The sequence below is a fragment of the Amycolatopsis sp. NPDC051061 genome (assembly GCF_040682935.1).
In the GTDB taxonomy this organism is placed as follows: Bacteria; Actinomycetota; Actinomycetes; order Mycobacteriales; family Pseudonocardiaceae; genus Amycolatopsis.
This window is the reverse complement of the sequence record NZ_JBFBBZ010000009.1, coordinates 13,511-38,801: the sequence shown is the minus strand read 5'-3', so window position 1 is coordinate 38,801 and position 25,291 is coordinate 13,511. Positions and strand designations below refer to the sequence as shown.

The 25,291-nt window shown below is 70.9% G+C and carries 32 protein-coding genes and 1 pseudogene; 14 read left to right on the top strand and 19 right to left on the bottom strand.

Features of this window, described 5'->3' with window-relative positions; all coding sequences use genetic code 11:
• Positions 1 to 46 precede the first annotated feature (46 nt).
• From AB0N03_RS14225 to AB0N03_RS14205, 5 genes are all read right to left on the bottom strand, one after another.
• Entirely contained in the window at positions 47 to 559 is a 513-nt protein-coding gene (locus AB0N03_RS14225) for a YbjN domain-containing protein (RefSeq protein WP_364370471.1), read from the bottom strand.
• Positions 556 to 1,860, bottom strand: a complete 1,305-nt coding sequence (gene mshA / locus AB0N03_RS14220; RefSeq protein WP_364370468.1) for a D-inositol-3-phosphate glycosyltransferase — start codon at positions 1,858 to 1,860, stop codon at positions 556 to 558. Before mshA ends, AB0N03_RS14225 begins: the two co-directional genes overlap by 4 nt.
• Before the next feature lie 21 nt (positions 1,861 to 1,881).
• Entirely contained in the window at positions 1,882 to 2,697 is an 816-nt protein-coding gene (locus AB0N03_RS14215) for an alpha/beta hydrolase (RefSeq protein WP_364370465.1), read from the bottom strand.
• 3 nt (positions 2,698 to 2,700) lie between these two features.
• Positions 2,701 to 3,879, bottom strand: a complete 1,179-nt coding sequence (locus AB0N03_RS14210) for an Ig-like domain-containing protein (protein WP_364370462.1) — start codon at positions 3,877 to 3,879, stop codon at positions 2,701 to 2,703.
• 227 nt (positions 3,880 to 4,106) lie between these two features.
• A complete protein-coding gene (locus AB0N03_RS14205; protein WP_364370459.1) occupies positions 4,107 to 5,162 on the bottom strand; it encodes a UDP-N-acetylmuramate dehydrogenase in 1,056 nt (351 codons plus the stop codon).
• Between the two features lie 24 nt (positions 5,163 to 5,186).
• Between AB0N03_RS14205 and AB0N03_RS14200 the strand changes: the two genes are divergently transcribed.
• The 5 genes from AB0N03_RS14200 to purU all read left to right on the top strand — a co-directional run bounded on the left by AB0N03_RS14200 (position 5,187) and on the right by purU (position 8,418).
• Positions 5,187 to 5,693: a DUF2505 domain-containing protein gene (locus tag AB0N03_RS14200; protein ID WP_364370456.1), complete on the top strand. Its 507-nt coding sequence runs from the start codon at positions 5,187 to 5,189 to the stop codon at positions 5,691 to 5,693.
• Positions 5,672 to 6,466 carry a class I SAM-dependent methyltransferase gene (locus AB0N03_RS14195; RefSeq protein WP_364370453.1) on the top strand — a complete coding sequence of 265 codons (795 nt, stop codon included), beginning with the start codon at positions 5,672 to 5,674 and terminating at the stop codon, positions 6,464 to 6,466. The genes AB0N03_RS14200 and AB0N03_RS14195 overlap by 22 nt, the downstream gene beginning before the upstream one ends.
• 63 nt (positions 6,467 to 6,529) lie before the next feature.
• Positions 6,530 to 7,237: a VTT domain-containing protein gene (locus AB0N03_RS14190; protein WP_364370450.1), complete on the top strand. Its 708-nt coding sequence runs from the start codon at positions 6,530 to 6,532 to the stop codon at positions 7,235 to 7,237.
• Positions 7,182 to 7,310 (top strand): maleylpyruvate isomerase N-terminal domain-containing protein, encoded by a 129-nt coding sequence (locus AB0N03_RS14185; protein ID WP_364370996.1) that lies wholly within the window; start codon positions 7,182 to 7,184, stop codon positions 7,308 to 7,310. Before AB0N03_RS14190 ends, AB0N03_RS14185 begins: the two co-directional genes overlap by 56 nt.
• A 232-nt stretch (positions 7,311 to 7,542) precedes the next feature.
• Positions 7,543 to 8,418 (top strand): formyltetrahydrofolate deformylase, encoded by an 876-nt coding sequence (gene purU / locus AB0N03_RS14180; protein ID WP_364370447.1) that lies wholly within the window; start codon positions 7,543 to 7,545, stop codon positions 8,416 to 8,418.
• A gap of 21 nt (positions 8,419 to 8,439) precedes the next feature.
• On the opposite strand, the gene AB0N03_RS14175 is transcribed toward purU, so the two are convergent.
• Positions 8,440 to 9,489 (bottom strand): NAD(P)-dependent alcohol dehydrogenase, encoded by a 1,050-nt coding sequence (locus AB0N03_RS14175; RefSeq protein ID WP_364370444.1) that lies wholly within the window; start codon positions 9,487 to 9,489, stop codon positions 8,440 to 8,442.
• Positions 9,490 to 9,580: 91 nt separating this feature from the next.
• Here AB0N03_RS14175 and AB0N03_RS14170 point away from each other — a divergent pair, with 91 nt between their 5' ends.
• Both AB0N03_RS14170 and AB0N03_RS14165 read left to right on the top strand, forming a co-directional pair.
• Positions 9,581 to 10,192: a TetR/AcrR family transcriptional regulator gene (locus tag AB0N03_RS14170; RefSeq protein ID WP_364370441.1), complete on the top strand. Its 612-nt coding sequence runs from the start codon at positions 9,581 to 9,583 to the stop codon at positions 10,190 to 10,192.
• A 9-nt stretch (positions 10,193 to 10,201) separates the two neighbouring features.
• Entirely contained in the window at positions 10,202 to 10,816 is a 615-nt protein-coding gene (locus tag AB0N03_RS14165; protein WP_364370438.1) for a pyridoxamine 5'-phosphate oxidase family protein, read from the top strand.
• Here the strand turns inward: AB0N03_RS14165 and AB0N03_RS14160 are convergent.
• Positions 10,785 to 11,117 carry a helix-turn-helix transcriptional regulator gene (locus tag AB0N03_RS14160; RefSeq protein WP_364370436.1) on the bottom strand — a complete coding sequence of 111 codons (333 nt, stop codon included), beginning with the start codon at positions 11,115 to 11,117 and terminating at the stop codon, positions 10,785 to 10,787. The two genes, AB0N03_RS14165 and AB0N03_RS14160, sit on opposite strands and share 32 nt — an antisense overlap.
• Positions 11,118 to 11,187: 70 nt before the next feature.
• Here AB0N03_RS14160 and AB0N03_RS14155 point away from each other — a divergent pair, with 70 nt between their 5' ends.
• A complete protein-coding gene (locus AB0N03_RS14155; protein WP_364370434.1) occupies positions 11,188 to 11,820 on the top strand; it encodes a haloacid dehalogenase type II in 633 nt (210 codons plus the stop codon).
• Here the strand turns inward: AB0N03_RS14155 and AB0N03_RS14150 are convergent.
• Both AB0N03_RS14150 and AB0N03_RS14145 read right to left on the bottom strand, forming a co-directional pair.
• Positions 11,817 to 12,833, bottom strand: a complete 1,017-nt coding sequence (locus AB0N03_RS14150; protein WP_364370432.1) for an NADP-dependent oxidoreductase — start codon at positions 12,831 to 12,833, stop codon at positions 11,817 to 11,819. The two genes, AB0N03_RS14155 and AB0N03_RS14150, sit on opposite strands and share 4 nt — an antisense overlap.
• Before the next feature lie 95 nt (positions 12,834 to 12,928).
• Positions 12,929 to 13,363: an SRPBCC family protein gene (locus AB0N03_RS14145; RefSeq protein WP_364370429.1), complete on the bottom strand. Its 435-nt coding sequence runs from the start codon at positions 13,361 to 13,363 to the stop codon at positions 12,929 to 12,931.
• Positions 13,364 to 13,448: 85 nt separating this feature from the next.
• Between AB0N03_RS14145 and AB0N03_RS14140 the strand changes: the two genes are divergently transcribed.
• Both AB0N03_RS14140 and AB0N03_RS14135 read left to right on the top strand, forming a co-directional pair.
• Entirely contained in the window at positions 13,449 to 13,931 is a 483-nt protein-coding gene (locus AB0N03_RS14140; RefSeq protein WP_364370426.1) for a MarR family transcriptional regulator, read from the top strand.
• 29 nt (positions 13,932 to 13,960) lie between these two features.
• Positions 13,961 to 14,734 carry a class I SAM-dependent methyltransferase gene (locus tag AB0N03_RS14135; RefSeq protein ID WP_364370423.1) on the top strand — a complete coding sequence of 258 codons (774 nt, stop codon included), beginning with the start codon at positions 13,961 to 13,963 and terminating at the stop codon, positions 14,732 to 14,734.
• A gap of 101 nt (positions 14,735 to 14,835) precedes the next feature.
• Here the strand turns inward: AB0N03_RS14135 and AB0N03_RS14130 are convergent, their stop codons facing one another.
• Complete coding sequence (locus tag AB0N03_RS14130; protein ID WP_364370420.1) at positions 14,836 to 15,759, bottom strand: ABC transporter substrate-binding protein; 924 nt, start codon at positions 15,757 to 15,759, stop codon at positions 14,836 to 14,838.
• A 138-nt stretch (positions 15,760 to 15,897) separates the two neighbouring features.
• On the opposite strand from AB0N03_RS14130, the gene AB0N03_RS14125 reads away from it, so the two are divergent.
• Complete coding sequence (locus tag AB0N03_RS14125) at positions 15,898 to 16,605, top strand: ABC transporter permease (protein WP_364370418.1); 708 nt, start codon at positions 15,898 to 15,900, stop codon at positions 16,603 to 16,605.
• Positions 16,602 to 17,315 (top strand): ABC transporter permease, encoded by a 714-nt coding sequence (locus tag AB0N03_RS14120; RefSeq protein ID WP_364370416.1) that lies wholly within the window; start codon positions 16,602 to 16,604, stop codon positions 17,313 to 17,315. The genes AB0N03_RS14125 and AB0N03_RS14120 overlap by 4 nt, the downstream gene beginning before the upstream one ends.
• Positions 17,316 to 17,336: 21 nt before the next feature.
• Here AB0N03_RS14120 and AB0N03_RS14115 read toward each other — a convergent pair whose 3' ends face one another.
• The 6 genes from AB0N03_RS14115 to AB0N03_RS14090 form a co-directional block, all read right to left on the bottom strand.
• Positions 17,337 to 18,761, bottom strand: a complete 1,425-nt coding sequence (locus AB0N03_RS14115) for an aromatic amino acid lyase (RefSeq protein WP_364370413.1) — start codon at positions 18,759 to 18,761, stop codon at positions 17,337 to 17,339.
• The gene (locus AB0N03_RS14110; RefSeq protein WP_364370410.1) at positions 18,758 to 19,765 is read right to left on the bottom strand and encodes an ornithine cyclodeaminase family protein; all 1,008 of its coding nucleotides are present in this window, start codon (positions 19,763 to 19,765) and stop codon (positions 18,758 to 18,760) included. The genes AB0N03_RS14115 and AB0N03_RS14110 overlap by 4 nt, the downstream gene beginning before the upstream one ends.
• A complete protein-coding gene (locus AB0N03_RS14105; RefSeq protein WP_364370407.1) occupies positions 19,762 to 20,304 on the bottom strand; it encodes a YbaK/EbsC family protein in 543 nt (180 codons plus the stop codon). The genes AB0N03_RS14110 and AB0N03_RS14105 overlap by 4 nt, the downstream gene beginning before the upstream one ends.
• Before the next feature lie 13 nt (positions 20,305 to 20,317).
• Entirely contained in the window at positions 20,318 to 20,611 is a 294-nt protein-coding gene (locus AB0N03_RS14100) for a DUF2516 family protein (RefSeq protein ID WP_155548692.1), read from the bottom strand.
• A gap of 187 nt (positions 20,612 to 20,798) precedes the next feature.
• Positions 20,799 to 21,491, bottom strand: coding sequence for a hypothetical protein (locus tag AB0N03_RS14095; protein WP_364370404.1), 693 nt, complete (start codon positions 21,489 to 21,491; stop codon positions 20,799 to 20,801).
• The gene (locus AB0N03_RS14090) at positions 21,488 to 21,913 is read right to left on the bottom strand and encodes a helix-turn-helix transcriptional regulator (RefSeq protein WP_364370993.1); all 426 of its coding nucleotides are present in this window, start codon (positions 21,911 to 21,913) and stop codon (positions 21,488 to 21,490) included. The genes AB0N03_RS14095 and AB0N03_RS14090 overlap by 4 nt, the downstream gene beginning before the upstream one ends.
• Before the next feature lie 248 nt (positions 21,914 to 22,161).
• On the opposite strand from AB0N03_RS14090, the gene AB0N03_RS14085 reads away from it, so the two are divergent.
• On the top strand, positions 22,162 to 23,334 hold the full coding sequence (locus tag AB0N03_RS14085) for a methyltransferase domain-containing protein (RefSeq protein WP_364370401.1): 1,173 nt from the start codon (positions 22,162 to 22,164) through the stop codon (positions 23,332 to 23,334).
• A 2-nt stretch (positions 23,335 to 23,336) separates the two neighbouring features.
• On the opposite strand, the pseudogene AB0N03_RS14080 reads toward AB0N03_RS14085, so the two are convergent.
• The 3 genes and pseudogenes from AB0N03_RS14080 to AB0N03_RS14070 form a co-directional block, all read right to left on the bottom strand.
• A pseudogene (locus AB0N03_RS14080) lies at positions 23,337 to 23,942 on the bottom strand (nucleoside kinase); the annotation flags it as partial.
• 1 nt (position 23,943) lies between these two features.
• Positions 23,944 to 24,306 carry a zf-TFIIB domain-containing protein gene (locus AB0N03_RS14075; protein WP_364370398.1) on the bottom strand — a complete coding sequence of 121 codons (363 nt, stop codon included), beginning with the start codon at positions 24,304 to 24,306 and terminating at the stop codon, positions 23,944 to 23,946.
• A gap of 7 nt (positions 24,307 to 24,313) precedes the next feature.
• The gene (locus AB0N03_RS14070; RefSeq protein WP_364370395.1) at positions 24,314 to 24,682 is read right to left on the bottom strand and encodes a VOC family protein; all 369 of its coding nucleotides are present in this window, start codon (positions 24,680 to 24,682) and stop codon (positions 24,314 to 24,316) included.
• Between the two features lie 90 nt (positions 24,683 to 24,772).
• Here AB0N03_RS14070 and AB0N03_RS14065 point away from each other — a divergent pair, with 90 nt between their 5' ends.
• Positions 24,773 to 25,243 (top strand): CGNR zinc finger domain-containing protein, encoded by a 471-nt coding sequence (locus AB0N03_RS14065; protein WP_364370392.1) that lies wholly within the window; start codon positions 24,773 to 24,775, stop codon positions 25,241 to 25,243.
• The last annotated feature ends 48 nt before the right edge of the window (positions 25,244 to 25,291 follow it).

The following is a 25,291-nucleotide window of genomic DNA, read 5'->3' as shown; positions in this document are numbered from 1 at the left end:
TGGCGGTGAGACGGATGTCCGGCTCAGGACCGTTGCACGGTCCGGGTCACGACTCGGTCAAGCCCGGTTCGTGCGGCTGCGCGGGCGCCACGAGGTGCTTGAACGCCTGCAGGTTGGCCAGCGACTCGCCGCGGGAGACGCGCCAGTCCCACTCGCGCTTGATCGACGTCGCGAAGCCGATCTCCAGCAGCGTGTTGAAGTCGCCGTCGGCGGCTTCCAGTACCTGGCCGAGCACCTTGTCGAGCTCGTCGGCCGACATCGTGTCCTTGCCGAACCGGCCGACCAGGTAGATGTCGCCGAGACTGTCCACTGTGTAGTGCACGCCGTAGAGCTTCGCATTGCGCTGCAACAGGAACCGGTAAACGTCCTCATGGGACTCGTCGGGCCGCCGGCAAACGAAGGCCTCCACCGAAAACGCGTGGTCGCCGTCGACGAGCCACGCGTTCGTCTGCAGCTTCTTCGTCCCCGGCAGCGTGACGAAGTACTTGCCCGGGCCGCGTTTGTCGTACTCCAGCTCCGAAGAGTCCAAAGTAGACTGGATCAGCTCGTCCAGGCTCACACCGCCACCTCCGCGCGCAGGTCCAGCGCGTGCCGGAACGCGCTGGTGGCCTGAGCATAGATGTCCAGGAGCGCGTCCGTCGTGCGACGCCAGGAGAACCGCCGCGCGTGCACGACGGCGTTCGCGCCGAGCTCGGCGCGCCGGTCCGGGCGCAGGGCGACCGCGGCCAGCGCGTCCGCCCACTCCTCGGCGCCGTGCCCGGGGACCAGCAGGCCGGACACGCCGTGCGGCACCGCCACCGGCAGCCCGCCGACCTCGGCCGCGACCACCGGCGTCCCGCAGGCCTGCGCCTCCAGGGCGACCAGGCCGAACGACTCGTTGTAGCTGGGCACCGCGACGACGTCGGCCGCGCGGAACACCCCGGCGAGTGCCTCGCCCGGCTGCGGCGGCAGGAACCGGACCTGCCGCTCGATGCCCAGCGAAACAGCCAGCTCGCGCAGCGCCTGCGGCTGCGCCAGCCCGGTGCCCGACGGCCCGCCGACGATCAGCACGACCAGGCGCGGCGCCAGCTCGGGGCGCCGGCGCAGCATGGCGGCCGCGGCGTGCAGCAGGACGTCCGGCGCCTTCAGCGGCTGGATCCGGCCGGCGAAGGCCAGCACGACGTCGTCGTCGGCCAAGCCCAGCTCGGCTCGCGCGAGGGCCTGGGGCCCCGGGGTGAAGCGTTCGAGGTCGACGCCCGGCGGCACGGTGTGCACGGCGTGCGGCTCGGCGTCGTAGAGGTCGACGAGCTGACGCGCCTCGACCGCGGTGTTGGCGACCAGCCGGTCGGCCTCGGCGACCACCTGCTCCTCGCCGATCACGCGGGTGCGCGGCTCGGGCTTGTCGCCCTCGGCGAGCGCGGCGTTCTTCACCTTCGCCAGGGTGTGCGCGGTGTGCACCAGCGGGACCGACCACCGGTCGCGCGCGAGCCAGCCGACCTGGCCCGAGAGCCAGTAGTGCGAATGGATGAGGTCGTAGTACCCGGGCTCGTGGAACGCCTCGGTGCGCAGGACGCCGGAGGTGAACGCGCACAGCTGCGCGGGCAGCTCGTCGCGGCTCAGCGGCTCGAACGGGCCCGCCTGCACGTGCCGGACGGTCACGCCCGGCGCGAGCTCGACCACCGGCGGCTGGTCCGACGCCGTCGCGCGGGTGAACACCTCGACCTCGACGCCCTGGCGGGCCATCTCGGTCGCCGTCTGGCTGACGTAGACGTTCATCCCGCCCGCGTCGCCGGTGCCTGGCTGCTCGAGCGGCGAAGTGTGCACGGAGAGCACCGCGACCCGACGCGGCGCAGCACGGAACCCCCGGATGGAGCTGGTCACCTGGTCGTCTCCCGCGTTACGTCAGCATTCCTCGGCGAACTGCCGGAGTACCGCGTCGAACTCGTCCGCGGACTCGGCGAAGGGCGCATGCCCCCCGTCAAGGAACCAACGCCCGGTGGCACCCGGAATCTTCCCGATCGTGTGCTCCGCCGTCGAAGGGTCGATCACGCGGTCGTGCGAGCCGTGCACGACGAGAGTGGGCTTGTCGACCGCGGCCAGGACTTCGTCGCCGCCGATGTCCCGGCGGAACAGGGCCGCGCGGACCGAAGGTGGCACGCTCAGAGAAGCCCCGAGCAGGGCCTGGACCTGCGCTCCGGGCACCGGGCCGCCGGCCATGTCGCGGCTGAACGCGGTGAGCGCCGGAACCGCGATGTCCGGATCGTCCGAAAGCATCGCCCGCATGTGGTCGCGCATCAGCGGGCCGACGCGCCCGCCCGCGCGGTCGCGGCCGATTTCGGTGATGGCGCCGACGAGCACGATCCCGCGCAGCCGTGCGGTGCCGTGCACGCGGATGTGGTCGGTGAGCACCAGGCCGCCGTAGGACCAGGCGACGACGATCGCGTCGGGTCCGGCGAAGTCGAGCACCGCGGCGAGGTCGTCGGCCCAGACCACCGGGTCGTCGTAGTCCGCGGCCGGGACGTCGGACGCGCCGTGGCCCCGCAGGTCCATCGCGACCAGGCGGAACCGCTCGGTCAGCGCCGGGTCGGCGAGCTGCGCGGCCCAGCACCCCGCCGACTGCGCCCAGCCGTGCACGAACACGATCGGCCTGCTGTTTTCGGTGCCTTCGACCCGCAGGCCGAGCCGCGTCCCGCCGTGCCCGACGACTTCGGTGCGCACGGGCTACTTCGCACCCAGCCCTTTCCAGGCCGCCCAGCTGTAGTTCCAGTCCTTGACGTCGGAGGCCATCGGCGCGCCCAGCTGGGAGCCGGTGATCTCGACCGGGTCGCCGACCAGCGCGGAGTCGAAGTAGTCCTTGGCGTCGGCCTCGAGGAGGTTGACGCAGCCGTGGGAGTTGTTGTTCTTCCCGATGTTGGCCGCGTTGTCCTGGTTCTCGTGGATGTACTCGCCGTGGTTGGAGAAGCGGCAGGCCCACTTCTTGTTGACGTTCGTGTAGCCGTAGCGGGCGTTGTCGAAAACGGCCGTCGGCTCCTTGCTCATGATGATGTAGGTGCCGTTCGGGGTGTTGCGGTCGACCTCGGCGTCCAGTCCGTTCGCGCACGGGTAGCTCTTGACCTGCGAGCCGCCGCGGTAGACGTGCATCTGGTGGTCCGGGGTGTTGACCTTGACCACCTGGTTGCGGCCGATCTTGAACTTCGTGGTGACGTCGGCCTTGCCGTACGCGCCGCCGCCCAGCTCGACGCCGTACAGCTTCGCCTCGACGCTCACGGTGATGTTCTGCGGCCAGTACTCCTTCGGCCGGTAGTCGACCTGGCTGTCGGACAGCCAGCCCCAGGCGCCTTCGACGTCCTTGTCCGTCTTCACCGACAGCGCCTTCTCGACGGCCGCACGGTCCTTGACCGGCGACTGGAACTTGACGCTGATCGGCATGGCCACACCGACCTGCTGGTTGTCGGACGGGTTGAGCGTGGCGCGGATCTGCTTGGCCGGGGTGATCGTGCCGAAGGTGCCGGTGAGCTCGACCGGCTTGCCGTCGGTGCCGGTGGCCTTGGCCGCGTAGGTGTAGGTCTTGCCGTAGCCGAGCGGCTCGGCGCTGGTCCAGCTGAGCCCGTCCGGCGCGGTGTCGCCCTTGACGGCCTTCCCGCCGTCGGCGGTCACCTTGCACTCGGTGAGCTTGCCGTCGGCGACCTTGATGGTGACCGGCTTGAGGACCGGGGCGTCCTTGGTGTTGACGGCGGGCTCGGCCGTGATCTTCGCCACGGGCTGGGCCCCGCCCTCGCCGTCGGCGCCCGCGGCGCCGGTGGGGAACGCCGTCCCGTCGTTCGTGCTCGAACACGCCGCGGCGACCAGGGCGGCCCCCGCCGCCAGAGCGGCCTTGAAGACCGTACGCCGTTCGATCACCGAAACCTCCTGTGTCTTGCAGGGGCCGAGCCCCCGCACCCCGCCGTGGGGGCGCTGCCCCCCGGACCCCCCGAGGCTCGGGGTCCCCCGCCGACCAGCGGGGCACACGCCCTTAGCGCTGGTAGCCCAGCCGACGTTACCCGCCGAAAGGTAAAGACCATCCGATCAGGTGGCGCCGCCTATGTCGACAATGACGTCCTACACACGTCCAGGTTGCCCGGTTCGGCTCAAATCACGCAGTTGATCAGCAACGGTTCCGGGTGCAGCCGGACCCCGAAACGCTCGTGAACGCCGTCGCGGACTTCGCGGGCCAGGGCGAGCAGGTCTTCGGTCGTCGCGTTGCCACGGTTGGTCAGCGCCAGGGTGTGCTTCGTCGACAGCGAGACGCGGTTCCCCGGTCCGGGGTGCCCCTTCGCGAAGCCGGCGCGCTCGATCAGCCAGGCCGCGGACAACTTGACGCCGCCCTCGGCCGGGTACTGCGGGACTTCGGCGCCGACGCGGTCCGTGATGCGCCGCAGAACCGCTTCGGCCTCGGCCGACGGGACGATCGGGTTCGTGAAGAACGAGCCCGCGCTCCACGTGTCGTGGTCGTCCGGGTCGAGGACCATGCCCTTGCCGCGACGCAGCTTGAGCACGGCTTCGCGCGCTTCGGCCGCCGGGACGCGTGCGCCGATCTCGACGCCGAGCGTGCGCGCCAGCTCGGCGTAGCGGATGGGCGCGGAGAGGCCGTCTTCACGGACCTCGAAGCGGACCGACAGGACGACACCGGAGTCGGTGCCCTTGAGGACACTCGTGCGGTAGGCGAAGCCGAGCTCGTCCGCCTTGAGCGTGCGCACTTCGCGCGTCCGCCGGTCGTACAGCTCCACCGAGACGATCGACTCGGCGACTTCGCAGCCGTACGCGCCGACGTTCTGGATCGGCGTCGCGCCGACGCTGCCCGGGATGCCGGAGAGGCATTCGAGCCCGCCCAGGCCCGCTTCGACGAGCCCGGCGACGAACGCGTCCCAGTTCTGGCCGGCCTCGACCTCCACGACGGCACCGTCACGGCGCCAGCCGGTGTTCGCCACCTCGATCAGCGTGCCCTCGAACCCCGCGTCCGCGACCACCAGGTTCGAGCCGCCGCCGAGCAGCAGCGCCGGCTCGCCCGCCGCGTCGGCCTCGCGGACCGCCGCCACGAGGTCTTCGCTGGTCACGGCGCCGACGAAGTGGCGGGCCGGCCCGCCGAGGCGCAACGTGGTGTACGCGGAGAGCTTCGGGAGTGCGGGAGTTCGGGCGGTGTTCACGGGTCTGACGGTACTGTCCGGCGCATGGGATCCCGGATCGAGCACCGTGCTGAGTTCTCCGCCGACGTCGCCGCGACGTACGCGGCGGTCGCCGGCGAAGCGGCGCTGCGAGCGCGGCTCGAGCGGCTCGGCGGGCACGGCGCGGCGCTGCTGTCGTACGAGGTCTCCGGCACGGATCTGCGGTACGCCCTGCGGCAGGGGATCAGCGCGGACAAGCTGCCGCAGGCGGTGCGGACGCTGCACAAGGGCGACCTGCTGGTGACCCGCACCCAGACCTGGCGCGTGAGCAACGACGGCACCGGCCGGCAGGGCAACGCGACGGTCGAGGTCGGCGGCGTCCCGGGCGAGATCACCGCGCGCACGGCGTTGCTGGCCAACGGCGACAAGACGGTGCTGCGGATCAGCGGCGAGGTGACGGTCCGGATCCCGCTGCTCGGCGGGAAGCTGGAGAACGTGATCGCCGAGCAAGTCACGAAGCTGCTGGAGCACGAGTCCGAATTCACGGCGAAGTGGCTCACCGAAGCAAACTGAGCCCGGTCGGCGCCCCGACCCGCGGCACGACCAACCCGAACCGCCTCCGCCGGGTCGACCGGTGGATCACGTCCGCGCCCGCGACGACCCGGCTGCTGCGCGCGGCCGGCCCGCCGCTGGTCGTCGACCTCGGGTACGGCGCGTCCCCGGTGACGACCGTCGAGCTGGCGCGGTGGCTGCGGCGCGTCCGGCCGGACGTCCGGGTGCTGGGCCTGGAGCTGGATCCTGCTCGCGTGGCTTTCGCGCAGCCCGCCGCGTCACCGCCGTTTTTGGACTTCCGCCGCGGCGGGTTCGAGCTGGCCGGGACGCGGCCGGTGCTGGTGCGCGCGTTCAACGTCCTGCGGCAGTACGCGGAGGACGAGGTCGCCGGCGCGTGGGGGCTGGTGCTGGATTCGATGGCACCGGGCGGCCTGCTGGTCGAGGGCACGTGCGACGAGATCGGCCGGCTGTCGACGTGGGTGCTGGTTTCGGCGGCCGGGCCGGTGTCGCTGACGCTGTCGATGCGGCTGGCCGGGCTCGAGAAGCCGTCGACGATCGCCGAGCGGCTGCCGAAGGCGCTGATCCACCGGAACGTCCCGGGTGAGCGGGTGCACGCGCTGCTCATGGCGCTGGACGCCTGCTGGGCGACGGCCGCGCCGCACCAGGCGTTCGGGGTCCGGTCACGGTGGCTGGAGACAGTCCGGCTGCTGGTCGCGCGCGGCTGGCCGGTGCCGGACCCGCGGATCCGGCCGGGTGAGCTGACGGTCCCCTGGTCCGCGGTCGCCCCCGCCTGAACGTTCATCAGGCCACCCCCGCTGCGTCACCCCGAAGTGACCTGCGGTGATCACCATTGAGCTGTGGAACTCCTGGCGCACGTCACCGAGCTGCTGCGCAACGCCGTGGGGTCGCCGTGGCTGTGGGTGCTCGTCTTCGCCGTGTCCGGGTCGGACGCGCTGCTGCCGTTCATGCCCAGCGAGACGACCGTCGTCACCGTCGCCGTGCTGCTCGGGCCCGACCCGGCTCGACTGGCACTGCTCGCGGCCGTGGCGGCGGGCGGGGCGTGGGCGGGCGACTGCCTCGGGTACGCCGTCGGCCGGGCGGCCGGACCGCGGGCGATCGCGCGGCTGCAACGCGGACCGGAGGGGCAACGGCGTTACGCGTGGGCGCAGGACCAGGTGCGGCGCAACGGCGGCCTGCTGATCATCGCCGCGCGCTACCTGCCCGGCGGACGCGTCGCCAGCGCGCTCGCCAACGGCGGCCTCGGGTATCCCCTGCGCCGGTTCGTGCCGCTCGACCTCGCCGGCGCGGCGATCTGGGCGGTCTACAGCGTGCTGATCGGCTTGGCCGGCGGAGCGGCTTTCGCCGACGAGCCGATGAAGGGCCTGTTGCTGTCCTTCAGCCTCGGTCTCGGCCTGGTCTTCGCCATCGAGGCCGGACGGCGGCTACGGTCGGCCCATGCAGCTGCTGGAGGCGATCGACGTCCACGCCGACGCGCTGAAGCGGGCGGCGCTGACCGCCGGTCCGACGGCGCCGGTCCGGAACTGTCCGAAGTGGACTGTCCATGACCTCGTGGCGCACATCGCCTTCGTGCACGGCTTCGTCGTCGGCCTGGCGGTGCACCGCCCGGTGAAACCGTAGCCGCCCGCGGACTGGGCCGACGTCCTCAGGTGGTGGGACGGCCAGCGCCTGGCCCTGCGCGAAGCTCTCGCGAGAGAGCCGGGATCCCCGGCGTTCTCGCCCTACCCCGGCTTCGACACCACGGTCGGCGACCGGACCCGCCGGATGGCCCACGAGACGGCGATCCACCGCCTCGACGCCGAATCAGCCCTCGAAGACGCCCCTCGCGGCGCCCTGACCAGCGCGGGGGACAATGCCCGTCGTGACCGCTCCCGAACGCCGCTACGTCATCACCTTCGGCTGCCCCGACCGCACCGGCATCATCGCCCGGATCTCCGGGTTCCTCGCCGAGCACGGCGGCTGGATCGTCGAAGCGGCTTACCACACCGATCCGGACACGGGCTGGTTCTTCACGCGCCAGGTCGTCCGGGCCGACTCCCTGCCGTTCGACGCCGACGAGGTGCGCGCCCGCTTCGGCGACGTGGCCGCGGACCTGTCGGCGGAGTCGAGCTGGCAGGTCAGCGACACCGGTGAGCGGCGCCGCGCGGTGGTGCTCGTCTCGAAGGCCGGGCACTGCCTGTACGACCTGCTCGGCCGCGTCGCGTCCGGTGAGCTGGACGTCGACATCGCCGCGGTGATCGGCAACCACGAGTCGCTGGCCGACATCACCCGCGCGCACGGCATCCCGTTCCACCACGTGCCGTTCCCGGCGGGCGACAAGGCTTCGGCGTTCGAAGAGGTCCGGAAGCTGGTCGACGAGCACGAGCCGCACGCGGTGGTGCTGGCCCGGTTCATGCAGATCCTGCCCGCGGACCTGTGCCGCGAGTGGGCCGGCCGCGCGATCAACATCCACCACAGCTTCCTGCCGTCGTTCATCGGCGCGAAGCCGTACCACCAGGCGCACACCCGCGGCGTGAAGCTGGTCGGCGCGACGTGCCACTACGTGACGGCGGACCTCGACGCGGGCCCGATCATCGACCAGGACGTCATCCGCGTCGACCACGGCGACTCGGTCGAGGACATGGTTCGCAAGGGCCGGGACATCGAGAAGGTGACCCTCGCCCGCGGCCTGCGCTGGCACCTGGAGAACCGGGTGCTGGTGCACGGCAACCGCACCGTGGTGTTCTGACGCGGTTGCCGTGCGGGTGCATCACGCGCCGATGGTCGAGGCGTCGATGACGAACCGGTAGCGCACGTCGGAGTTCTCGACGCGCTCGTAGGCCTCGTTGACCTTGTCGGCCGAGATGGTCTCGATCTCCGCGCCGATGCCGTGCTCCGCGCAGAAGTCCAGCATCTCCTGGGTCTCGGCGATGCCGCCGATCATCGACCCGGCCAGCACCTTGTTGCCGCCCAGCAGCGAGAAAGCGTTGTACGACAGCGGTTCGCCGGGCGCGCCGACGTTCACCATCGCGCCGCCGACCTTCAGCAGGCCGAGGTAGGCGTCCACCGGCAGCTTGGCCGACACGGTGTTGAGGATGACGTCGAACTTGCCCTTGAGGACGTCGAACGTCGCTTCGTCGCTGGTCGCGTAGTAGTCCGTCGCGCCGAGCTTGAGGCCGTCTTCCTGCTTCTTGAGGCTCTGGCTCAGCACCGTGACCTCGGCGCCCATCGCGGCGGCGATCTTGACGCCCATGTGCCCGAGCCCGCCGAGACCGATCACGGCGACCTTCTTGCCCGGCCCGGCGCCCCAGTGGTGCAGCGGCGAGTAGGTGGTGATGCCCGCGCACAGCAGCGGCGCGGCGATGTCGAGGCTGATGCCCTCGGGGATGCGGCAGACGAAGGCGTCCTTCACGACGATCTGGTTGCTGTAGCCGCCGTAGGTGTTCTCGCCGTCGAAGCCGACGCCGTTGTACGTCTGGACGTTGCCCTTGACGCAGAACTGCTCGGTGCCGGCCCGGCAGTACTCGCACTCGCCGCAGGAGTCGACCATGCAGCCGACGCCGACGCGGTCGCCGACCTGGTACTTCGTGACGCCGGAGCCGACCGCGGCGACGACGCCGGCGATCTCGTGCCCCGGGACCATCGGGAAGATCGCCTGGCCCCAGTCTTCCTTGGCCTGGTGGATGTCGCTGTGGCAGATGCCGGCGTAGGCGATGTCGATGAGGACGTCGTCCGCGCGCAGGTCACGGCGCTCGATCGTGGTCGGTGCGAGCGGCGCACCCGGCGCCGGTGCGGCGATGGCGTGCGTGGTGGTGCTCATGGAACCCTCCAGGTTCAAGTACCGTTGGTCCTCGTAAGAGGTCTCTTACATGCCTACGTAAGAGAGGTCTTACATATTTCGATCGGGAGATGTGATCCAGGTCATGGGCGGCAAGTACCACCACGGCGACCTCCGGGCCGAGCTCGTGCGCGTCTCGCTCGACCTGATCGCCGAGCAGGGCCTCGAGGGCTTCTCGGTGGCGAAGGTCGCGAAGCTGGCGAACGTCAGCCCCGGCGCGCCGTACCGGCACTTCCCGACGCGCGAAAGCCTGCTGGCCGAGGTCGCCTGCCACATCGCCTGTCAGCTGGGCGACCGCGTCGCGACGGCGGCGGCCGAGCACGAAGACCCGGCGGACGCCCTGGCGGCGGGCGCGGGCGCGTACACGCGCTACCTGATCGAGCGACGGGCCGGGATGAACGTCATCTACGCCGACGGCCTCCACGGCCCGGAGCACGTGGAGCTGCTGGAGCAGACCCGCCGTCTGACGGACGAGTTCCTGATGCGCTGCCTGGCGGTCGCCCCCGACCCCGCGACGGCGCTGGAGCTGATGGAGCAGCTGTTCACCCAGGCCCACGGCTACGGCACGTTCCAGCTCGACGGCGTCTTCGTGAAGCACGGCTACTCGGTGGACCTCGTGGTGAAGAAGTCGACCGAGGCGGCGCGGATCGCGATCGCGGGGAGAACTGTCGGTGGTCCGCGCTAGCTTGGCTCCATGGGGATCATCGACACACATGAGGCCTTGCGCGAACTGCTCGGCGACGCGAAGCCGACCACGCGGCAGAAGGTCATCGACCACCTCGACGAGCACGCGCGAACGCTGATCGCGCACTCGCCGTTCGTGCTGCTGGCGACGTCGTCGCCGGACGGCAGCTGCGACGTCTCACCCCGCGGCGACCCGGCGGGTTCGGTCCTGGTGCTCGACGACCGGACGCTGGTGCTCGCGGACCGGCCGGGCAACAAGCTGATCGACAGCTTCCGCAACATCGTCGACAACCCGCACGCGGGGTTGCTGTTCCTGGTGCCGGGCATGAACGAGACGCTCAGGGTGAACGGCCGCGCTCAGTTGGTGTCGGACGCGCCGTTCTTCGATTCACTGGTGGTGAAGGGAAAGCGGCCGAAGCTGGCGGTGGTCATCGAGGTCGAAGAGCTGTACATGCACTGCGCGAAGGCGTTCCTGCGGTCGTCGCTGTGGGACCCGTCGACGTGGCCGGACCGCTCGGCCCTGCCGACCCTCGGCACGATCCTGCGTGACCAGATCGCCCTGTCGATCTCAGCGGCCGAACTCGACGCGAGCCTCAACGAACGGGCGCTGACCGAGCAGTACTGATTCCGGCGACGACGTCCAGCAGCCCCGGGAACTTCGCCTCGAACTCGTCGCGGCGCAGCCGCACGAACGTGCCGTTGCCCGCGTCGCGCTGCCGGACCAGGCCGGCCTCGCGCAGCACTCGCCAGTGGTGCGTCCGGGTCGACTTGGCGATCGGCAGCGGGAACGACGAGCACGCGCGCTCGGTGCCGTCTCCGTCGACGAGTTCCAGCACGACCGCACGTCGGTGCGGGTCGGCGAGGGCGGACAGGACAGCGCCGAGGTCGACGGCGGCCATCTCCGGGATCGGCAGTTCACCGGGCATGCTGGACATGGTACGGCAGCTGTCGTACCTTCGACGAGGTACGAGAACCTTCGAACCTCCGGAGATCCGCATGCTGTGCGTGTTCGACGTCAACGAGACGCTGCTCGACCTCGCCGCCATGGACGACCTCGTCGGCGGCCCCGAGCTGCGGCGCGAGTGGTTCGGGCTGGCCATCCACACGGTACTGACCGTCACGGCGACCGGCGCCTACCGCGACTTCGCGGGCATCGCCGGCGAGGCCGCGGTCGAGGTCGCCGCCCGGCACGGGCGGGAGCTGGACCTCGCGAAGGTCGGCGAAGGACTGCGCTCGCTCCCCGCCCACCCGGACGTCGAAGCGGGTCTCGCGAAGCTGCGCGAAGCCGGCCACGACGTCGTCGCGCTGACGAACTCGCCGCTCACCACGGCCGAGGCGCAGCTGCGGAACTCGGGCCTGGCCACGCTCTTCGACCGGATCTTCTCGGCCGAGCAGGTGGGCAGGCTCAAGCCCGCGCCGGAGCCGTACCGGCAGGTGCTGGAGGCCTACTCCGCCGAACCGCGGGACGCGGTGATGATCGCCGCGCACGACTGGGACATCGCGGGCGCGCAGGCGGCCGGGCTGCGGACGGCGTTGCTCGCCCGCCCCGGCGTCCGCCCGCTGCCCGGCTCTCCCGAGCCGACGTACACGATCTCGACGCTGCCCGAACTGGCCCCGCTGCTGGGTTAGTCCGCGATCCGGACCAGCATCTTGCCGGTGTTGGCCCCGGACAGCAGGCCGAGGAACGCGTCCGGCGCGTTGCGGATGCCGTCGACGAACGTCTCGGAGTACTTGATCCGCCCCGAGTTCACCAGCGGCGCGATCTCGCTGACGAACTGCTGCTGCAGGCCCCAGTGGTCGAGCACCAGCAGGCCGCGGATGGTGATCCGCTTGGCGATGATCTGCGCCAGGTTGCGCGGCGCCGGCGTCGGCTCCGTGGCGTTGTACTGCGAGATCATGCCGCAGACGGCGATCCGGCCGTGCAGGGTGATCGCGCTGATCGCGGCCTCGAGGTGCTCGCCTCCGACGTTGTCGAAGTAGACGTCGATGCCTTCCGGCGCCGCCTTGTGCAGCTGCTCGGCGACCGGGCCGTCCTTGTAATTGAAGGCGGCGTCGAAGCCGAGGTCCTCGACCAGGTGACGCACCTTCTCCGCCGACCCGGCCGAGCCGATGACCCGCTTGGCGCCCTTCAGCTTCGCGAGCTGCCCGACGAGCGAGCCCACCGCGCCGGCCGCGCCCGACACGAACACGGTGTCGCCCGGCTTGAACTCGGCCGACTCCAGCAGGCCCGCGTAAGCGGTGAGGCCCGGCATGCCGAGCACGCCGAGGTAAGTGGAGAGCGGAGCGGCGTCGGCGTCCACCTTGACGAACCGCTTGGCGTCGAGGACGGCGTGGGTGCGCCAGCCGGCCTGGTGCAGCACGTGGTCGCCGGGTCCGACTCCGTCCACATGGGACTCGACGACCTCGCCGACCGCCCCGCCGGACATGACCTCGCCGACCTCGAAGGGCGGCGCGTACGACTTGACGTCGCGCATGCGGCCCCGCATGGCCGGGTCGACGCTCATGACCAGGTTGCGCACCAGGATCTGCCCCTCGCCGGGGGTCGGGATCTCGGTGTCCACGACGTCGAAGTTGTCGTGCGTCGGAACACCTTCCGGACGCGAAGCCAGCCGGATTTCGGTCGCCTGGGTGGGTGCGTTCACCGTCGAACTCCTCAAGTCGGTCGAAGCGGGGCAGGCGCCCCGGATTCCACCGGGTAGAACCGGCTAACCGGGGCGCACATTCCGATTGTGACTGGTCACACGATCTCCGCAAGTTTTCCGAGGACGCCGTCGTAGATCTTCTTGAGGCCGCCGGGCGCGAAGGTCTTCTCGAAGAAGCCGCCGATGCCGCCGGCGCCGTCCCACGACGTCTCGATTTTCACGACGCTGCGCTCGCCGGACTCCGTGACCGTCCAGGTGGTGACCATGCTGGAGTTCGCGTCGGTCTCGACCAGGGTGCCGGGCTTCGGCTCGCTGACGGTGGCCTTGACGTCGCGCACGCGCTTGGACGTCGCCTGCAGCTTCCAGCCGGCCTTGGTCCCGGCGCCGACGCCGCCCTCGGTCACCTCGTAGTCGCGGTAGTGCTCGGTGAGCAGCTTCGGGCGCGTTTCGGCGTAGTCCGCGACGAGCGCGCGCACCTTGTCGGCCGGGGCGTCGATCGTCCGCTCCGCGGTGGCCGTGACCTTTCCCATTTCGCTCCTTCTCCTTCGGGCGTCGATTGTGGTCCACGATTCCACCACCGGCCGGGACGCCGTCCACCGCGTTAGGCTGACGCCCATGAGTCCCCCCTCGGACGCCGTCGTCCGGCGGCGCGCGACCGTGGCGCTCAAGGACGCGCTGCGAGACCTGCGCAACCAGCTCTCGCTGCTGAACCACCAGGTCAGCGCCCACCTGGCACTCAAGGACGTCGACCTGGACTGCCTGGAGCTGATCGCCCGGCACGGGCCGTTGAGCCCGAGTGCGCTGGCGCGGCGGGCCGGGCTGCACCCGGCGACGACGACCGGCATCCTCGACCGCCTCCAGAAGGGCGGCTGGATCGTCCGCGAACGCGACCCCGAGGGGGCCGACCGCCGCGCGGTCGCGGTGCGCGCGGTCCGCGGCCGCAACGCGGAGCTGTTCCGGCTGTATGCGGGGATGAACACGGCGATGGACGAGCTCTGCGACGACTACAGCGAGGAGGAGCTGGCGCTGATCGCCGGTTTCCTGCGGCGCGCGACGTCGGCGGGCAACACGGCGACGGGTGATCTGGCTAACGGCTGACCAGCGGTTTTTATGCTGTACTCCCAAGCATGTGGCAGACGGGCGACGCGTACGAGGCCTACATCGGGCGGTGGAGCCGGCGCGTCGCGGAGACGTTCGTCCGGCAGCTCGGCGTCCCGGCGAGCCGCCGCTGGCTCGACGTCGGCTGCGGCACGGGCGCGCTGACGTCGGCGGTGCTGGCCGCGGCCGATCCCGTCGGGGTCACCGGCGTCGACCCGTCTTCGGGTTTCCTGGCGACGGCCCGGCGCCAGGTGGCCGACCCGCGGGCGTCGTTCGAGGTCGCCGACGCGCGTGAGCTGCCCTTCCCGGACGACAGCTTCGACGTGGTGGTGTCCGGGCTGGTGCTGAACTTCGTGCCCGACCCGGCCCGTGCGGCGGCGGAGATCGCCCGGGTGACGCGCGGCCCGGCCGCGGCGTACGTCTGGGATCTGGCGGAGGGCATGGAGCTGATCCGGCACTTCTGGGAGGCCGCGGCCGAGCTGGACCCGGCGAAGGTCGCCGAGCTGGACGAAGGCCGCCGGTTCACGCTGTGCCGGCCCGAGCCCCTGGGCCGGTTGTGGACGGAAGCGGGCTTCACCGGGGTGGCGGTCGGCGAGATCAAGATCCCGACGGTGTTCACCGGCTTCGACGACTACTGGCAGCCGTTTTCGGGAGCGCAGGGCCCGGCGCCGGCGTACTTGGCGACGCTCCCGGAGGCCCGCCGCGGCCAGATCCGCGAGCTGCTGCGCAGCCGCTTGCCGACCAACCCGGACGGCTCGATCCCGCTCTCGGCCCGCGCTTGGGTGGTCCGCGGAACGGCGTAGGACCAGAGGAAGCGCCCCAATGTGGCCTTCGGTGCGTTCAACGCACCCAAGGCGGCCTTCGGTGCGTTGAACGCAACCAAGGCCACCTTGGGGCGCTCAGCTCAGAGACCGGCCTGCGACAGCCAATCCTTCGCGACATCAGCAGCCTTCTCGCCGTCCGAGTCGACTCGCTTGTTCAAATCGCGCATCACGTCCGTCGTCAGCTTCGCGCTCACCGCGTTCACCGCGGTCGCAAAATCAGCGCCACGCTCGTCGAGCACCTTCTTGTTCACCGCCGGCACGACGTTCTCCGTCGGCACGATGTTCAGGTCGTCCTTGAGCACCGTGTAGTTCGAGTCGCCGGTCAGCGGGCTGACCGAGTCGACCGGGATCACCGTCACCGCGCCCGACTTCAGCTGCTCGGCCCGCGGCCCGGCTTCCTGGACCGTCTGGAACGTCGCGTTCGTCAGCTTGTAGACGTCCTTGAAACCCAGGAAGCACGGCAGGCGCTTCTCGCACTCCGGCGGCCCCGCCATGACGACCTTGTCCAGCTTCTTCAGGTCGCTGATCGACGCGATGCCCTTTTCCTTGGCCAGGTCGGACTTGATGATGTACGTGTTCTTGTCCTCCGCCGCGGCGAAGTCCAGCAGGCCCACGCCGCTCGGCTCGAACAGCTTGGCCAGCTGCTCGTGCTCCTCCTGCGCGGTCTTGCCGGCCTCCTTGCCGAAGCCGGTGGTGATCGCCGCACCCTGGTACTCCGGGATGAACTGCAGCTCACCGGACTTCAGCGACGGGTAGATCAGCTCCCGCGAACCCAGGTTCAGCTTGCGCGTCACCGGGTAGCCCTTGGCCTCCAGCGCCTGCGCGTAGATCTCGGCGAGGATCTGGCTGTCGGTGAAGTTGAAGGACGCGACGACGATCGGCGCCCCACCCTTGCTCTGCGCGGCGGGCTTGTCACCGCTGTCGCTGCCACCCCCACAGGCGGCCAAACCGAGCGTCGCCGCGACGGCCACCGCCACCACGGACGCGTTTCGGAACCAGCGCACGAATCCCACTCCCTCGTCACTCGAACAGACGAAAGGACCCTAGCCCTGCCCACCGACAAGTATCCACATGCTGGGAGAAAAGCACTCGAATTCCCAAACTTCGGAATGAGCCCCCACCAAACGGGGTAGGGTCGCCAGGTGCACGTGACCGCGGTGACCCCGCTGGCCGCCGACAGTGTCGATGGCGGACCCCCGATCTTCCAGTGGAAGTGGGTGGACCGCAACGCGGACGACATCGTCCAGCGCCTCGGCGAACACATCTCGCTGACCGCCGCCGCGCTCGGGGCCGGGCTCGTCGTCTCGATCGCGCTCGCGGTGCTCTCGCTGCGGTACCGCTGGTCGTACCCGGTCATCCTGGGCACGGCCGGCGCGCTCTACGTCATCCCGAGCCTCGGCGCGTTCGCCGTGCTGGTGCCGTTCTTCGGGCTGACGTTCCTCACCGCGATGATCCCGCTCGCGACGTACACGCTGCTCATCCTGGTCCGCAACATCGTCACGGGCGTCGACCAGGTGCCGAACGAGGTCCGCGAGGCCGCGGTCGGCATGGGCTACACGCGCGGCAAGCTGCTCTGGCAGATCGAACTGCCGCTCGCGCTGCCGGTGGTGATCGCCGGGCTGCGCGTCGCCGCGGTGACGACGATCGGCCTGGTCACGGTGACGTCGATGCTCGGGCTCGGCGGCCTGGGCTACTTCATCCGCGCGGGCATCCAGACGGCGACGCCCAACCCGACGGAGATCATCGTCGGCGTGGTGCTGTCGGTGGTCCTGGCGGTGGTCGTCGACCTCGTCCTCTGGTTCAGCGAGCGCCTGCTGGCGCCGTGGTCGCGGAAGGTGCGGGCGCGATGAGCTTCCTCGACCAGCTGAACGCCTGGCTCGCGGACCCCCACCGCTGGAGCTGGACCGACAAGGCCGGCATCCCGTACCGGACGCTGGAGCACCTCCGGTTTTCGTTGCTGGCGCTGGTGATCGCGGCGGTCCTGACGATCCCGGCGGCGCTGTGGCTGGCCCACTACCGCAAGGGCGCGTTCCTCGCGAGCAGTGCGGTGAACATCGGCCGCGCGATCCCCAGCTTCGGCCTGATCATCCTGTTCTGGTTCCTGGCCAGCCGCTGGGAGTTCGACACGACGTTCTGGCCGCTGCTGCTCGCGCTCGTCGCGCTGGCGATGCCGCCGCTGTTCACGAACACGTACGCGGGCGTGGTGTCCCTGGAGCAGGAGACCGTCGACGCGGCTCGCGGCACGGGGTACCGCGAGTGGCAGATCATGCTGCGCGTCGAACTGCCCCTGGCGTCGCCGGTACTCCTGGCGGGCGCGCGGGTGTCCTTCCTCCAGCTGATCGCGACGGTCGCGATCGGCGCGATCGTCAACGACGGCGGCGGCCTCGGCCGCTACATCGTCGACGGCTTCGCCCTCGGCGCGGCGGGCTACGGCGAGATCTTCGCGGGCGGCTTGGCCGCGGTGGTCCTGGCGCTGGTGTGCGACGGCGCGTTCGCGCTGATCACCCGTTGGGCAACGCCCCGAGGTCTGGCACTGCAGAACGCCCGCCGCGAGTCATAGCCTGGTGCCACATCGGGGAAATCACCCGCTGAACGAGCGGCAAGCCGCGGCCAGCCGTTCGACCTCGGGCCCGAGCGGACGGTCCTCGTCCACCGGCGGCACCACCGACCGCACCCACTCGTAAGCGGCACCCAAGCCCGGAACCCCGTCCACAGCCAGGTAGCGCGCCTGCGATCCGGTGATCAGCTCGCACGCCGTGATCGCGAACAAGTGCGTCGCGGCCGCCCGAAGCTGTTCCCCCGCCGCCCACGCAAACGCTTGCACGTCCTCCTGACCAGCCGACGTGTCGATCGAACCGAGCGTCGCGGGCGCCGCGAGCCGGCGCAACGCGTGCAGCTCGCCGACCGCCCGCTTGTGCAGCGGGACCAACCCCGCGCGCGGGCCCGGATCCGTCGTGAGCTGCGCCGGGAGCCCGCTGAAGCGTTCGTCGAGCAGCCGGTGCATCCGCTGCACCGAGATCTCGCCGAGGTGCACCAGCGCCGCCGTCACCGCGTCCATCCGCAGGCCCAGGTCCACCGCGTGGTAGGCCGTCCCCGGGAGAAAGTCCCCGTCGACGAACGACGGCGAGTCACCCGGCATCGTCTGCCAGCGCGCCACTGTCTCGCGCAAGTCGTCGTCGACGCGGGACGCGTGGGCCAGCGCCCGCGGCGCGACCCGCACCGACAGCGGCGCCTGCACGACCCCGTCGCGCACCGGCCCCGCACCCACCATCCCGGTCAGGGCCGTCAGCAGCCGCCGGAGGTGGTCGTCGCCGCCCGCCATGACCGGCGAGAACACCTCGCGCGGCGCGCCGAGGACGTCGATCGCCATCGCCTCGGTGAGCGTTTGCAGCTGGATGAGCTGCCGCGCTTCGGCCCAGCCGCGCTGCGCGTGCATCACGGCCAGCGGAGAACCCTGAAGCAGCGAAGCACCTTCCTTGGGCCCCAGCACATACGGCTCGGCGCCCCGGCGAGCGAGCGCCTCCGCCGCGGGGGTCTCGACGCCGTCTTCGAGGACCGTGCCGATGCCGACGAACGTCTGGAAAGCGTGGGACAGCGGGATGATCTCGCCCGAGCTGCCGAGGCCGCCGCACGGAACCGCCGGGGTGAAACCGTCGTTCAGGCGGTCCACGAGGAACTGCACCAGCTCCGCGCTCACTCCCGACCACGGCTGCAGGAAATCACGCAGCCGAGCGACGAGCAGCGCGCGGACGTCTTCCGGCGGGAGCCACGGCGGCCCGCCGACGGCGCGGCCGATCAGCAGGTTGCGCTGGTGTTCGGCCTGCTGCCGCGCGTCGAGCGCGACGCCCGCCAGCCTGCCCATCCCGGTGGTGACGCCGTAGACGGGCTTTTCTCGGCTTTCGAGCGCCGTCAAGAGCTCGTTCCGGCGCTGCCGCAACGTCTCTACCAGCGGTTTGTCCAGAATCAACCGTTCACCGTCGGCGAACTCGCTTCCGTCGACGATCATCGGTACGGCAGCATGGTGCCGACGCCGGAAGCCTCGGCACGGGCCAGGATCATGTTCGCCACCGCGATGTCCGTTGTGGACAGTCCGCGGTGCCAGAACAGGATCCGCTCGGCGTCGTGCTCGCGGCCCGGCTTCTTCCCGGCCACGACGTCGCCGATCTCGGCGTGGACCCGGTCCGCGGTGAGGAGGCCGGCGTTGAGCTGCGGGCGCAGGGCGCCGAACCGCGGGTTGCCGGACTGCGATTCGCGCCAGTCGTCGACGACGACCTTGTCGACGTCGTCGAGCAGCGTGAGCTCCAGCGCGCTGATCGTGCCGTAGGGCACCAGGAAGGTGCCCGGCCGGAGGAACTCGCGCCGCACCAGCGGCTCGGGCTCGACCAGCCGGGAGGCCTCGACCTGGATGTCCGCGCCGTCCAGGGTCTCCTCGGCCGTGGCGCAGACGCGGACGTCCTTGCCGAGCCGTTCGGAGAGCCGGCGGCCGAAGTCCTCACGGGACTCCGGGCGCTTGCTGGTCACGCGGATCTCCGCGAAGTCGAACAAGGAGTCGAGGAGGACGACGTTCCACCAGGCGGTACCGCGGGCGCCGATGTGCCCGAGCACCCGGGAGTCCGGACGCGCCAGGTACTTCGCGCCGACGGCGGTCATCGCGCCGGTGCGGGCCTCGGTGATCATCGTGCCGTCGACGATGGCCCGCGGCATGCCCGTGTCCGGGTCGAGCAGCAGGATCAACGCCATTTCCGAAGGGAGGCCCCGTTCGAAGTTCCCCACGAAGTCACCGACGACCTTCACGCCACTGACCTCCTTCGCGGACAGGTGGCCGCGAAGGATGTTGAAGTGGCCCTTGCCGCCGTTGTCCGGCACGAGGTGCGTACGCGGCTCGAAGACGACCTGGCCGCGGCCGTGGTCGGCGAGCACGTCCTCGACCGCGCCGACGATGTCCGCGTCCGTGACGCCGAGCGAGTCGATGTCGGCACCGGTGAGGTACCGGAGCCAGACGGACGTCACTTGGCGAGGTCCTCGATGACCTCGGCCCCGGGCAGCGAGGCCAGCGCGGTGCCGGAGATCAGCAGCTTGCTGCCGCGGATCCCGCTGCCGATGACGAGCTCGGGCGCGTCGGCGACCCGCTGGTCGATCAGGATCGGCCAGTCGGCGGGCAGGCCGACGGGCGTGATGCCGCCGTACTCCATCCCGGTCAGGGAGACGGCTTCGTCCGTCGGCGCGAACGACGCCTTGCGGACGTCGAGGCGGCGCTTGATCACGCCGTTGACGTCGGCGCGGGTCGTCGCGAGCACGAGCGCGGCCGCGAAGCGGACTTCGCCGGCGCGCTTGCCGGCGACGACGACGCAGTTCGCGGACGCTTCGAGCGGCGAACCGTACGTCTCGCAGAAGGCGGCGGTGTCGGCCAGCGACGGGTCGATCTCCGCGACGCCGACGGCGTCCGGGTCGGCGAGCGCGGCGAGCGCCTTGGCTACGGGATCGGCGAGCAGGTCGGTACGCGTGGGGGCGGGAACCACGGTGAGGCTCCCGGCAATCGTCCAGGTCACCCAGCCAGCGTAGCTACCAGTTCGAGCCGCCGCGCTGGACCTCGATCAGCTTGGGGCGGACGTCCACGATGTAGACCAGGGCCGCGGCCATGGCCGGCACCCAGAAGATCATCCCCGGGCCCATCACGCTGAAGAGCGCCATCGCGAGCGTCGCGCCGCCGGTGATGAGCATCCAGATGGGCTTGGTCTTGCGGTCGGCCGCGGAATAGGCGTCAGCACGCTGAAGGAGCGCGTGCACGAAGGCGAAGAGCCCGACCAGCGCGCTGCCCCAGTGGACTACTTCGAGGATCCAGATGGCAACCAGCACAGCGACAGCTTACGGCAAACCGCCCGAACGACCCCGGCCCCGCCACCGGGGTGCGGTGGCGGGGCCGGGGTGTTCACGGCGTTTTACCAATCCGGCCAAAAGCAGGCCGCCCCCCCACGCGGCACGTGACCGTTGCTACGAAGCCATTCGGCCGTGACTGTGGTCGGATTGGTAAAGATCGGCTCAGTTACTTGTCGGTCTTCGGCGCGGCCGGCTTCTTCGCGGCGGCGCTGGTGGTCGTGCCGGTGGTGCTGCGGCGGGCCGGGGCGGCCGTCTTCGGGGCCGTCTTGTTCGCGACCTTGCGGCTCGTGGAGCGGGTCTCGTGGGCGACGTCGTCACCCAGCTCCTCGATGGCCTCGGCGGCGTCGCCGGCGACCTCGGTCACCTTGCGGGCGGTCTTCTCGCCGACCGAGCGGGTGCGCTTGGTGAAGGTGCCCAGCACGCCGTCGACGCGCTCGCGGACCTCGGTGGTCACGCCCTCGACCTGGCCCTGCGCGGTGGCGACGGCCTCCTCGAGCTGCTCGATGGCCTTCTTGACCTGCGGCTGGGTGGAGAACTTGTCCCACGCCTGCTCGCCCGACTCGGCCAGCTTGTTGTACAGCTTGAGCGCGGCCTCGGTGTACTCGTCGATGACCTTGCGCAGCTCGGCCGGGTCCAGCTTCTCGCGGAGGCTCTCGACGTCGGTCGGCAGCTCCTGCAGGTTCTTGCGGGCGGTCTCGCTGCCCTTGGTCACGTTCTCGCGGGCCTTCGCCACGGCGTCCGTGACGGCCTGGCCGGCCAGGTTGCCGGCGCCGAGCGCGGCGAGCAGCGGGGTGCGGACCTGGTCCAGGGCGCTGGTCACGGCCTTCTTGACGTCTTCGGTGGTCTTGGGGGTCGTCATGCTGACTCCTTGGTGTTCGCGGCTGGAGTGGTGTCTGGGGTGTCTGTGGTGGGAGAAGGCTCGGCGGCCGGCCGTGCCGCGGCGTTCTCCCGGCGGAAGGACTCGTAGACGTCGAGCAGGACCTGCTTCTGCCGTTCGGTCAGCTCGGCGTCGGCGCGAATCGCGTCGCCCACCGGCCCACCCGTCGGCAGATCGAGGATCCCGGCCTGCACGTACAGCGCTTCCGCCGAAATGCGCAGTCCCTTGGCGATCTGCTGCAGGATCTCCGCGCTGGGCTTGCGCACCCCGCGCTCGATCTGGCTCAGGTACGGGTTGGACACGCCGGCGAGCTTCGACAGCTGGCGCAACGAAATCTTCGCGGTGCTGCGCTGCTGGCGGATGTACTCGCCGATGTCGGAGGCGATGTCCGCGACCTTCTCCATGGGGCTGCCGGATCCTGACGTCCCACCGGTTTCTGCCATCCGGTCACCTCCTCGCGACACCTTCGACGGTACGCGCGAGTGCTAGCTACTGCAAGCACCCTGCTTGCAATAGCTGGTGTGGTGGTCCTCACCGCTGCTGGGCGGATGGTTACCAATCCGACCACAGTCACGCCGAACGACCTCGTAGTTCCGGTTACGTACCGTTCGAGGGTCGGCCTACTTTTGGCCGGAGTCAGTAACGTGGTCGCATGACGCGCTCGGCCCGGCTGCGGCGACGCCTCGTCGAGCACCTGCTCGACGAGGACGTCCTGCACGCCCCGGAATGGATCGCCGCCTTCCGCGCGGTTCCGCGCCACGTCTTCCTGCCGCGGTTCTTCGCGCCGGCGGGCGGGCTGTGGGCGGCGGTCGACCGGGACGACCCGGGCTGGCTGGAGACCGTCTACTCGCGCGACGTGCTGGTCACGCAGCTGGACGACGACCCGGACCGCTGGGAGCTCGCCCGGCGCACCGGGCCGGTGGCGGGGACGCCGACGAGCTCGTCGAGCATGCCGTCGATCATGGCGATCATGCTCGAGGAGCTGCGGGTGCGCGGCGGGCAGCGCGTGCTCGAGATCGGCACGGGCACCGGCTACAACGCCGCGCTGCTGAGCCACCGCTGCGGCGCCGGCCAGGTGTCCACAGTGGACATCGACCCGGTGATCGTCGAGGAAGCGCGCGAACGGCTGGCCGTGGCGGGCTACCGGCCGGCGTGCGCGGTGGGCGACGGCGCGCTCGGCTTCCCGGCCGGCACCCTGTTCGACCGGGTGCTGTGCACCGCTTCGGTTTCCTCGATCCCGCTCGCGTGGCTGGCGCAGACGGCGCCGGGCGGACTGATCGTGACGACGCTGAACCGGCCGATCGGCGCGGGGCTGGTCCGGCTCGTCGCCGGCGAAGACGGCACCGGCCAGGGCCACGTCCTCGCGCGCGACGGCCGCTTCATGCCGCTTCGCGCGCACCGGCTGGCGCAGGCCGACCCGCTGCCGATGCCGTCGCGGGACGACTGGGAGCAGACGCGGCTGCCGATGTCGGCGGTGATCCAGCCGCGCAGGCAGTTCGAGTTCTTCGCCGGGCTGGCGCTGCCGGGCGTGCGGCCGGTGCGCGACCACGACGGCACGGACCCGCACGCGGCGGGCGGCGCGGGCGAGAGCGGCGTGGCGCTCGTCCACCCGGACGGTTCGTGGGTCCGCCACCGCAAGCGCGCGGGCGCGGACGAGGTGGCCCAGGGCGGCCCGCGGCCGCTGTGGGAGCTGGCGGAGGCGGCTTACGTCGAGTGGTGCGAGCTGGGCAAGCCGGACCGCGACCGCTTCGGGGTGACGGTCACCGCGGACCGCCAGGAGTTCTGGCTCGACGAACCGGGCGGCCGGGCCTGGCCGCTCGGCTGAGGGAGCCTCTCCCGGATCCACTTCTCGACGTGGTCGGCCGTCGTCTCGACATCGGCCTCCGTCGTGTCGAAGAGGTCCACCCCGATCTCCGGCGCGGACTTCCGGAGCCAGTCGTTGAACTCCAGCATCTCCGCGATCCGCGGCTCGTCCCACTCCCGCCACGCCGGCCGGGCCCGCAAGCGCCGGGCCAACGACGATGGCGTGCCGACCAGCGCCAGGTAGTGGATGTCGCTGAAGAAAGCTCGCTCCGGCAGTGGCTCGAACTCCGGGGGCACCACCGTCCCGCACAGCACGACCGGGCGGCCGTTCTGGTGCAGCATCGCCGCCATCCGGAGCCAGACCGCGCGGAACGCCGCGACGTCGTCGCGCAGGGCGCCCGTCCAGAGCACGTCCTGCTCCAGCACCACGACTTCGCCGCCGAAGCGCGCCGCCAAGAGGGGCCCGAGCGTCGACTTGCCGGCGCCGCTCGGGCCGGTCAGCGCGAACAGCGGCAGCCGCCGGAACGGCCACCGGTGACCGCACCGGGCGCACTCCAAGGATCCCCCGGCGGCGACCGGGCGGTCGGCCCGGTCGCCGCAGGACGGGCAGATCCGCAGGTCGAGACCCACCTCAGTCGAAGAGGTTCTCGAGGAAGCCGCGCTTGCGTTGGCCGTGCCCGTACGGCCTCGGCGAATCCGAGTACCCGCGGTGCGGCCGCGGCGAGTCCGCGTACCCCCCGCGGTACGCCTTGGGTGAATCCGGATGGCCGCCGCGGTAGGGGCGCGGCGAGTCGGGACGGCCGTGGCCGCCCTGGTACTGCGGTGGCTGGTGGCCGTAGAACGAACTTTCCGCACCGGCGATCGCTTCGAGCTCACCGCGGTCCAGGAAGATCCCGCGACAGCCCTCGCACTGCTCGATGTGGACGCCGTTCTTGTCCACGGTCCGCATCTGGTTCTGACACTTCGGACAAATCACACATGCGAGCCTACGCACAAATCGGTCAGCAGGCGCAGAGGCAGAACGGGTGGCCCGCCGGATCGGCGTAGACGCGGAACGTCTCGGGTGCGTCGTCCAGCAGCTTCGCGCCCAGGCCGAGCACGCGCTCGTGCGCCGCTTCCAGGTCCGTGACGTTCAGGTCCAGGTGCAGCTGTTGCGGGTTCTCCGCGGACGGCCACGCCGGCGGCCGGTAGTCGGAGACGCGCTGGAAGGCGATGCCCGCGCCGCCCGCGGGGTTGGCGAGCGTGACCCAGTGGCCGTCTTCGGAGACTTCGGGCGCGTCCCACTCCAGCACCGCCCGGTAGAAGCCGGCCAGCGCCACCGGGTCGGGGCAGTCCAGGGCCACCACACCCAGCGTCGGTACCGCACTCATCGTCGCTCCCTTCGATCGCGAATAACCGGCTATCTGAGTATGTGGGTTAGCGCACGCGGAGGCAACCACCGACCGCCGTACACTGGGTTCGTGCACACCGACGCCTCCCTCGTCGTGGAGTTCCTCAACACGGTCAACGTCGAAGAGGGCACTGACCTGCTCGAAGATCCCGGGCAGTGGCGAAGGTGGGCGTCCGGGAGGTCGTTGACGGCCAACCCCGCGGCCGAGGCCCGCGCGGCGCGGGACGCTTTGCGTGCCGCGATCGGTGACCCGCGGCTGCCCGGCGGAAGCCTCGACGTCGGCACGCGGATCTCCTTGACCGACGACGGCCCGGCGTTGATGGCGGACGACGTCGTGGGTGCGGTGTTCGCGGCCTGCGCCCGCCTGGTGGTGCGCGGCGACTGGATCCGGCTGAAGATCTGCCCGGCCGACACGTGCCTGTGGGCGTTTTACGACGAGTCCCGGAACCGGTCGCGGACGTGGTGCTCCATGCGGGTGTGCGGCAACCGCGAGAAGGCGCGCGGCTGGCGGGCGCGGGCGGCGGAGACCGCGGCCGGCTGAGGCCCCCTCGGCTCATCCGAGCGGTGGACCCTCGAAGGGCTGTGGACA

What these genes read in the sequence shown, in the direction of transcription:
- AB0N03_RS14200 (WP_364370456.1), top strand. Translation starts at nt 5,187, where the DNA reads ATGGGATCCCGGATCGAGCACCGTGCTGAGTTCTCCGCCGACGTCGCC.
- purU (WP_364370447.1), top strand. Translation starts at nt 7,543, where the DNA reads ATGCCCGTCGTGACCGCTCCCGAACGCCGCTACGTCATCACCTTCGGC.
- AB0N03_RS14175 (WP_364370444.1), bottom strand. Translation starts at nt 9,489, where the DNA reads ATGAGCACCACCACGCACGCCATCGCCGCACCGGCGCCGGGTGCGCCG.
- AB0N03_RS14165 (WP_364370438.1), top strand. Translation starts at nt 10,202, where the DNA reads ATGGGGATCATCGACACACATGAGGCCTTGCGCGAACTGCTCGGCGAC.
- AB0N03_RS14160 (WP_364370436.1), bottom strand. Translation starts at nt 11,117, where the DNA reads ATGCCCGGTGAACTGCCGATCCCGGAGATGGCCGCCGTCGACCTCGGC.
- AB0N03_RS14155 (WP_364370434.1), top strand. Translation starts at nt 11,188, where the DNA reads ATGCTGTGCGTGTTCGACGTCAACGAGACGCTGCTCGACCTCGCCGCC.
- AB0N03_RS14145 (WP_364370429.1), bottom strand. Translation starts at nt 13,363, where the DNA reads ATGGGAAAGGTCACGGCCACCGCGGAGCGGACGATCGACGCCCCGGCC.
- AB0N03_RS14140 (WP_364370426.1), top strand. Translation starts at nt 13,449, where the DNA reads ATGAGTCCCCCCTCGGACGCCGTCGTCCGGCGGCGCGCGACCGTGGCG.
- AB0N03_RS14135 (WP_364370423.1), top strand. Translation starts at nt 13,961, where the DNA reads ATGTGGCAGACGGGCGACGCGTACGAGGCCTACATCGGGCGGTGGAGC.
- AB0N03_RS14120 (WP_364370416.1), top strand. Translation starts at nt 16,602, where the DNA reads ATGAGCTTCCTCGACCAGCTGAACGCCTGGCTCGCGGACCCCCACCGC.
- AB0N03_RS14115 (WP_364370413.1), bottom strand. Translation starts at nt 18,761, where the DNA reads ATGATCGTCGACGGAAGCGAGTTCGCCGACGGTGAACGGTTGATTCTG.
- AB0N03_RS14095 (WP_364370404.1), bottom strand. Translation starts at nt 21,491, where the DNA reads ATGACGACCCCCAAGACCACCGAAGACGTCAAGAAGGCCGTGACCAGC.
- AB0N03_RS14090 (WP_364370993.1), bottom strand. Translation starts at nt 21,913, where the DNA reads ATGGAGAAGGTCGCGGACATCGCCTCCGACATCGGCGAGTACATCCGC.
- AB0N03_RS14085 (WP_364370401.1), top strand. Translation starts at nt 22,162, where the DNA reads ATGACGCGCTCGGCCCGGCTGCGGCGACGCCTCGTCGAGCACCTGCTC.
- AB0N03_RS14070 (WP_364370395.1), bottom strand. Translation starts at nt 24,682, where the DNA reads ATGAGTGCGGTACCGACGCTGGGTGTGGTGGCCCTGGACTGCCCCGAC.